Genomic DNA, 245 nt, shown 5'->3' on the forward strand with positions numbered 1-245 from the left:
GGCTGAAGCGCAGGCCCGATTTCGTTGCGACGGCCACTACCATCGATTGACAATATGACATTACTGATTGGCATTCCTCTGGAGACAGCCACCGGAGAGCGGCGCGTCGCGACCGTGCCCGAGGTGGCCGACCAGGTGAAGTCGCTGGGGGGCGAATTCGTCAAGGTCGACTACGAGGAGGAAGGCTCGGGCGGTGGCGGCTATGCGAAGGTCATGAGCGAGGGCTTCCAGCAGGCACAGCGCGC

General features: G+C 63.3%; 1 protein-coding gene. It reads left to right on the plus strand.

Features of this window, described 5'->3' with window-relative positions:
• Positions 1–54: 54 nt before the first annotated feature.
• Positions 55–245: hypothetical protein (locus tag AB4Y44_RS42810; protein WP_368702854.1), on the plus strand; the 191-nt coding region annotated here is incomplete at its 3' end.

Source organism: Paraburkholderia sp. BR10937, assembly GCF_040965695.1.
In the GTDB taxonomy this organism is placed as follows: Bacteria; Pseudomonadota; Gammaproteobacteria; order Burkholderiales; family Burkholderiaceae; genus Paraburkholderia.